9 protein-coding genes are annotated in these 5564 nt (G+C 37.2%); 5 read left to right on the top strand and 4 right to left on the bottom strand.

Features of this window, described 5'->3' with window-relative positions; all coding sequences use genetic code 11:
- From C7B62_RS24035 to C7B62_RS24025, 3 genes are all read left to right on the top strand, one after another.
- A partial coding sequence (locus C7B62_RS24035) for a MobC family plasmid mobilization relaxosome protein (protein ID WP_106243659.1) occupies positions 1–437 on the top strand: 437 nt, incomplete at its 5' end.
- Complete coding sequence (locus tag C7B62_RS24030) at positions 434–1402, top strand: relaxase/mobilization nuclease domain-containing protein (protein ID WP_106243656.1); 969 nt, start codon at positions 434–436, stop codon at positions 1400–1402. The genes C7B62_RS24035 and C7B62_RS24030, both read left to right, overlap by 4 nt.
- Positions 1403–1624: 222 nt before the next feature.
- Positions 1625–2164 (top strand): hypothetical protein, encoded by a 540-nt coding sequence (locus C7B62_RS24025; RefSeq protein ID WP_146132196.1) that lies wholly within the window; start codon positions 1625–1627, stop codon positions 2162–2164.
- Between the two features lie 58 nt (positions 2165–2222).
- Here the strand turns inward: C7B62_RS24025 and C7B62_RS24020 are convergent, their stop codons facing one another.
- The 4 genes from C7B62_RS24020 to C7B62_RS24005 form a co-directional block, all read right to left on the bottom strand.
- Positions 2223–2747, bottom strand: coding sequence for a hypothetical protein (locus tag C7B62_RS24020; RefSeq protein WP_106243650.1), 525 nt, complete (start codon positions 2745–2747; stop codon positions 2223–2225).
- Positions 2748–2809: 62 nt separating this feature from the next.
- Complete coding sequence (locus tag C7B62_RS24015) at positions 2810–3298, bottom strand: hypothetical protein (RefSeq protein ID WP_106243646.1); 489 nt, start codon at positions 3296–3298, stop codon at positions 2810–2812.
- Positions 3282–3689, bottom strand: coding sequence for a type II toxin-antitoxin system VapC family toxin (locus C7B62_RS24010; protein ID WP_106243642.1), 408 nt, complete (start codon positions 3687–3689; stop codon positions 3282–3284). Before C7B62_RS24010 ends, C7B62_RS24015 begins: the two co-directional genes overlap by 17 nt.
- Complete coding sequence (locus C7B62_RS24005; RefSeq protein ID WP_106243639.1) at positions 3686–3925, bottom strand: DNA-binding protein; 240 nt, start codon at positions 3923–3925, stop codon at positions 3686–3688. The genes C7B62_RS24010 and C7B62_RS24005 overlap by 4 nt, the downstream gene beginning before the upstream one ends.
- Before the next feature lie 276 nt (positions 3926–4201).
- Here C7B62_RS24005 and C7B62_RS24000 point away from each other — a divergent pair, with 276 nt between their 5' ends.
- Both C7B62_RS24000 and C7B62_RS23995 read left to right on the top strand, forming a co-directional pair.
- Positions 4202–4807, top strand: coding sequence for a hypothetical protein (locus C7B62_RS24000; RefSeq protein ID WP_106243636.1), 606 nt, complete (start codon positions 4202–4204; stop codon positions 4805–4807).
- On the top strand, positions 4807–5430 hold the full coding sequence (locus C7B62_RS23995) for an RES family NAD+ phosphorylase (protein ID WP_106243633.1): 624 nt from the start codon (positions 4807–4809) through the stop codon (positions 5428–5430). The genes C7B62_RS24000 and C7B62_RS23995 overlap by 1 nt, the downstream gene beginning before the upstream one ends.
- The last annotated feature ends 134 nt before the right edge of the window (positions 5431–5564 follow it).

Here is a 5564-nt window from a genome sequence, read left to right as displayed (position 1 = left end):
TACTCAGTATTTTTGCTTATTCTGAGTTTACATCTCAGCCTTTCTTTGTTTCTAATTTTTTCGTCGAACTCACGTTGATCAAATGGTATCCTTCGGACTTGGTTAAAATCGATCGCCAAGCCAAAGAATTTAATTTGACTAGAACTGAATACATAACCAGATGTGTCTTGGATAGTCCTGTCGAGAAAAACCATATATTTAAGGTTAACTGGCAGACCTATCGAATTATGGGTCAGGTTTCAAGAGAACTAAATCAAATCGGCAATAACATCAATCAAATAGCCAAAGCTTTGCATACAGAACGTCTAGAAGGTGGTACTGTTTCTGCTCACTATCCTTTGCCAGAAGAGTTAAGAGCCATTGGTACCTATATCAGCAGCGTCAATAAAGAGTTGAATATGCTTCGACTGTTAATGGTAGATAAAGACAAAAAATGATAGGCAACATTACTACTGGCAGAGACTTTCGAGGTATAGTTGACTATCTACTCGATCCAACTAAGACTCCAGTACTTATCGATACTAACCTAGCTGGGCGCGATCGCCATGAGATGATTGCCGAACTCAACCTTTGTGCCAAACAAAATCATAGATGCCAAAAACCAGTCAAACATATTTCAGTTGCTTTTGCTCCTGAAGATGGAGAACAGGATTATTGGACTGTAAAAGATATAGCTGACACGATTAGAGAAGAACTTGGTTACGGTGATAATCAGTTCATGGTAGTACGTCACGATCGCATTGACCCAGGACACGATCGCGTTCACGAACACGATCATTTTCATATTTTGATTAATATGATTGACTTTGAAGGTCGCCGAGTTAGGGATAGTTTTGAGCGAAAAAAGTTAGAAAAGATTTTAAGAGAAAGAGAAATAAATCATAATTTGACCCTTGTACCTTCTTCAGACCAACGAGAATATAAAGCTGCCTCTACAGGACAAATACAGCGGATGATGCGAGAAATTGAAGAATACCAAAAGCAAGAAAGAGAAGAAAGATTAAAAGTGCCTTATACGATCAAAATTCAATCAGGTATCGACTTGGCTAGCCACGACCGCCCAAGCTTGTCAGTATTTATAGCTCGTTTACAAAGGTTACAGATTGACCCCAAGTTTCGTGTTGAAGATAACGTAGTCAAAGGAATTTGCTATAAACTGCAAGATTTCAAAGTGAGGGGATGTAAACTGCATAATGCAAGTTTACCTATGCTTTTGAAACACAGGGTGATTTTCGATCCAAAACATGATTTGGAGGCAATTTCAATGGCTAATCGTGATGAAATAGTTGATTTAGATCCAAAGCTAGATGTGAGTTGGAATATGACCAATATACGAAACTATACTCCTTTGAAGATGAAACAAATGCTAGACAAATCTTTGGCGAGCGGGAATCACATATAGCAAAAGAAGCTCAATCACAAACAAGAGAAACTATTCACACCAAGCTCGAACCTAACTCCGAACAGACTAGGGAAAAAGATCGCGTCTGGGAAATAGGTTGATTTTTAGAATTTAAAAATCTAAATTTTGATTTACATATAGCCAAAATTGTCAATATTAAGATTGGGATAGGGAACAATTAATTTGATTCATTTAATTTTATGTAATTAAAAGGGCAAGACAATGGAAAGAGGACTTTATTTAAGGGGAGTAATGGATTTACTTGGTTTGTCGGAATCAGCTGTAAATAAGCTGGTTGACGATGGACACATCAGTTTTAATCGAATTGGAACTAATGGCAAAAGAGTATTTAATAAAAATACTGTCCAAGAATTTAAGTCTTCTCCTGCCTATCGCTCTTTGAAAAAACAGTCGATCGTTGTCTATTTACGCTGTACCACTAAAGAACAAGAAAAAACTTTACGCTGTAAGGTTAATCAGTACTGCAAACAGAACAATTTTAAAGCTAACATCATATCTCAGTTAGATCGGGGTAGACAAGAAATAGCTCAAGAAAGCTATAGAAAGGCTATTAATTACATATTTGATTCTTCAGGAATTTCAGGACTGATATATTTTGGGGATACAAATGATGTCCTCGAACTAAGAAAAATATTTCAATTAAGAGAAGGAACATTTGTTTATGGCGCTCAAGAAATAGAGCTAAAAACTCCATTCTTAGTGAAGGAAGATCTGGAAAAGTTGTCTTTTGAGTATACTTAAGACGCTTTATTTATAACTCTTATAACAATCCTCTTGCCACCGATCAAAGAAAAATGCGCTAGTTTTTGATCTCAATTTCCCCATAGAAATTATTTCGCTGAATAAGCTCATAATCACTAAACAATAAAGAGATAAACACTTGAACTATAGATAGATCAGTGGCTTCTACAATCTGGAGCATGGTATCGATTTGGGGATTGGTTTCAAGACACCTTCTTACTTGATCTATCCAGGCATTAATATCCTCATCGTGGGCAAGGGAAATGACCTCTGATTCAATTAGGTCTGCTTTCAATAAACTTATTGCTTCAGTTGAACTTAATACCTGAGTTTTAATTGATGATTCTCTTTGGTATGCTGTTTTTGGCTGGGGAATGAGGTACTTGGTTAAAAAGGAAGTACTGATACTTTGTTGAGTTAAGGAAAATAAAAATTGACTAAAACTATTATCAATAGAAGTATCAGCAAGATTAATCTCTTGTTGTTGTGCTACTGCTAAAGCTATCTTCACTTGCTCTAAAAGATTAATGCTGCCCTGATAGAAAAGTTCTCCTGATCGCCGCAGCTTTATCTCATCTCTCAACTCAGATGAGTCAATTAAGTTAACTTGTCTAATTATGTCATATAAAACAATAATCCATTAAGTTAGTTTAGAATCTTGTTGCTAGGTACGTTAGTTTTGCATTCTGGACAATCAACAGGATTAAGCCAATAAATTAATCCATAGCAATCAACTCCATACTCCGTCTCTAGATAATCTAGAAGCTTTTGAATATAAGCCTCTAATTCTGGCTGTCTCAAACCTTGAGTGTGCTGCGGTAACATCTGATGGGAGAGCTTGTTTCCTTGATATATTTTGAGAGCGATCGCATGAACAAACTGATTCTGCTTACCATAAATTTCAAGTTCGGCGCGATAGGCTTCAGGCAATATTGGCTCGATGATTGTGATCCCTTTTTTTCGAGCATTGTTTTGGCGACGTTTGGCATTGACCTTGCCAGGATTTCTTAACCGACCTCGTTTGATCCGACAGTTGTGACCGACATAGCACTCAGGATGTTTTAAGGATGCCTCATCTTCTGTGCGGTAATTCTTGGCACAATAAAGACAGGTTGGATTAGCTTTTCTGCCCATAACTTTCTAAAGAAACGGCTAAATCTGGAAATGATTTTAGTATCTTCTTATCATTTGTAATGAGATTAATTCCTAGTTTCTTTGCTAAAACGACATATTCACAATCGTAGGCAGAAAGAGTCGAGTTCTCAATCATTTCGAGAATAGAAGCTGAATCTAGTTCAAACTCTTTATTTTTCATTAAAGCTTCCGCTTGAGCCATAATTGTTTTCGCTTCAGCCATGGATAAATAGTTTTTTCTTAGATATAGAGCCAAAATATTCCGAAACTCCGAACGCCATAGATAAGGCGCAATCCAATTGGAATCTAATTGGTAAACTAGTTCGGCTTGTGGCGTGAAATCTCCCTCAATCATCAAGTAGGCAATCAAATTAGTGTCAGCAACAATCATGTGCGACCTTTGTTTTTGGCGTTTTCAATATCTTCTTGAGTTAGCAGGTGTCTTTTGCTTAGAGATCTAGTACTTCTGATCTGCTCCAAGCTAATGTTGTTAGAGGTAGTCGATAACAGTTTTTCTTCTAGACAATAAATTATCTCAGCATTGATACTGCGTCGATTCTGTTGAGAACTCTCTCTAATTTTTTGGTAAAGAGGATCGGGTATATTTTTAATCGTTATACTAGGCATTTTAGTTCTATTATGGTTGCATAATGCAACGATAAACAAATCATTGTCAAAAGTCAATTGAATAATAACGTATCAATTGCATATCAATTAATAATTGCAGCAATAAATATATGCTTAAACAACTATTCTATATGTGTTTAACTGAATTATTTATCCAATTTTACTTCTTGTTAGGACACTAATCGGTGGTAAAACAACATTTCATGCTCAATTCTTGTTCTTGCTTACATCTCATACATAAGTTAAAATTAAAGCAGAAAATTCGGTTAATAAACCATGAAAAACACATTTGTGGCTGAGATAGAAGTACCTAAGTCTAAGCGTAAATCAGCAACTGCTATTTTAAAGCGTATAGAAGCTCTAATTGCGATCGCCGAACCAGAACATTTAGAGATGCTGCAACGCTCGCTAGAGCCAAAGGTAGTTTCTTCTGCTGAGAAAGAGTTGGCTAAAAAGATTGCAGGTAAAGATTATGTTGAGGGTAAGTCTTGGGAATTAGAGCTAGCTAATCTCGAACGTTACTATCAGCGTCGTCGAGAATTACTCGAAGGAAGTATTACCTCAAGCAAAGTAGCCGAGCTTTTAGGATGTCAAAATAGAGCTACAGTTCGCGATCGCCGTCTGGCTAATACCTTGCTAGGTGTAAAGGATAGAGGAGTTTACAAATATCCTCTATGGCAATTCGACCCTGAAGGAGATGATGGAGTCATAGATGGTTTGCCAGAGGTGCTGGCTGCCTTAGATGTTTCGGACTTTACTAAATTAAACTGGTTCAACAAACCACATTTAGCATTTGAGGGAAAGGCACCAATCGAAATTCTCAAGCAAGGTAGGGTTGAAGCTTTGGTAACTGAAGCTAGAGCGGTAGGTATTGGCTGGTAATGGTAGTAGTTCATTTACCCCCACCGCTGAGGAGTATTACCCCTGAATTTGTAACTCTGGATCGCAATGATGTGTTGCTACGAATATTTGACCCGACAAAGTATGACGCTACTGCGGTTAGTTTTCGTAATTATGGTCCAGTAAGCAGATTCGATCATCACCGACAATACCCTAATAAAATCGATCCCGAACGGAGTGTTATCTATGCTTCCCCTACCCTATCATGCTGTTTAGTTGAAATATTTGGCGATGGTGGAATAATTAGGATCGAACAGCAGCAGCTAGCTTTTATTACCTTAAAGAATGTTTTTAAGCTACTCGACTTAAGAGGCTCTGCTGCAATGGCAGCAGGAACTTTGGCTGCTCTATCATCTATTACTGAAAGAGATATTTCCCAAGCATGGGGACGTTACTTCTACGAAAATTCGCAGCTGTATGGTGAAGTTGATGGTTTAATTTTTGCAGGAGCGCATAATGGAGAGGATGCAGTTTGCCTCTACGAAAGAGCAGAATCAAAATTAGCATCGGCTCATACTGAGATTTTAAATTTAAATCATCCAGACCTCAGAGATACAATTCTTTTGATCGCCAAAAATCATAGCTTAATAGTCAGTCCATATTAAAAAAAGTGATGGAAATTAAGATTGTTTCAGTAGAAGAAAATAGGATATTTAAATCTATGGCGTTGTTCAAAAACGGGAGATTTTGGGTAACAAACGCAGGTCAAGTCAAGCCAAGTTATGAGCTTCACTTACAG

The sequence above is a fragment of the Pleurocapsa sp. CCALA 161 genome (genome assembly GCF_003003995.1).
Taxonomy (GTDB): Bacteria; Cyanobacteriota; Cyanobacteriia; order Cyanobacteriales; family Xenococcaceae; genus Waterburya.
Note: the sequence above shows the minus strand (reverse complement) of the source record. Positions and strands in the feature narration are given on the sequence as shown.

Coding starts and splice junctions, on each gene's coding strand:
- C7B62_RS24010 (WP_106243642.1), bottom strand. CDS start 3,689: ATGATTGTTGCTGACACTAATTTGATTGCCTACTTGATGATTGAGGGA.
- C7B62_RS24025 (WP_146132196.1), top strand. CDS start 1,625: ATGGAAAGAGGACTTTATTTAAGGGGAGTAATGGATTTACTTGGTTTG.
- C7B62_RS24000 (WP_106243636.1), top strand. CDS start 4,202: ATGAAAAACACATTTGTGGCTGAGATAGAAGTACCTAAGTCTAAGCGT.
- C7B62_RS23995 (WP_106243633.1), top strand. CDS start 4,807: ATGGTAGTAGTTCATTTACCCCCACCGCTGAGGAGTATTACCCCTGAA.
- C7B62_RS24030 (WP_106243656.1), top strand. CDS start 434: ATGATAGGCAACATTACTACTGGCAGAGACTTTCGAGGTATAGTTGAC.
- C7B62_RS24005 (WP_106243639.1), bottom strand. CDS start 3,925: ATGCCTAGTATAACGATTAAAAATATACCCGATCCTCTTTACCAAAAA.
- C7B62_RS24015 (WP_106243646.1), bottom strand. CDS start 3,298: ATGGGCAGAAAAGCTAATCCAACCTGTCTTTATTGTGCCAAGAATTAC.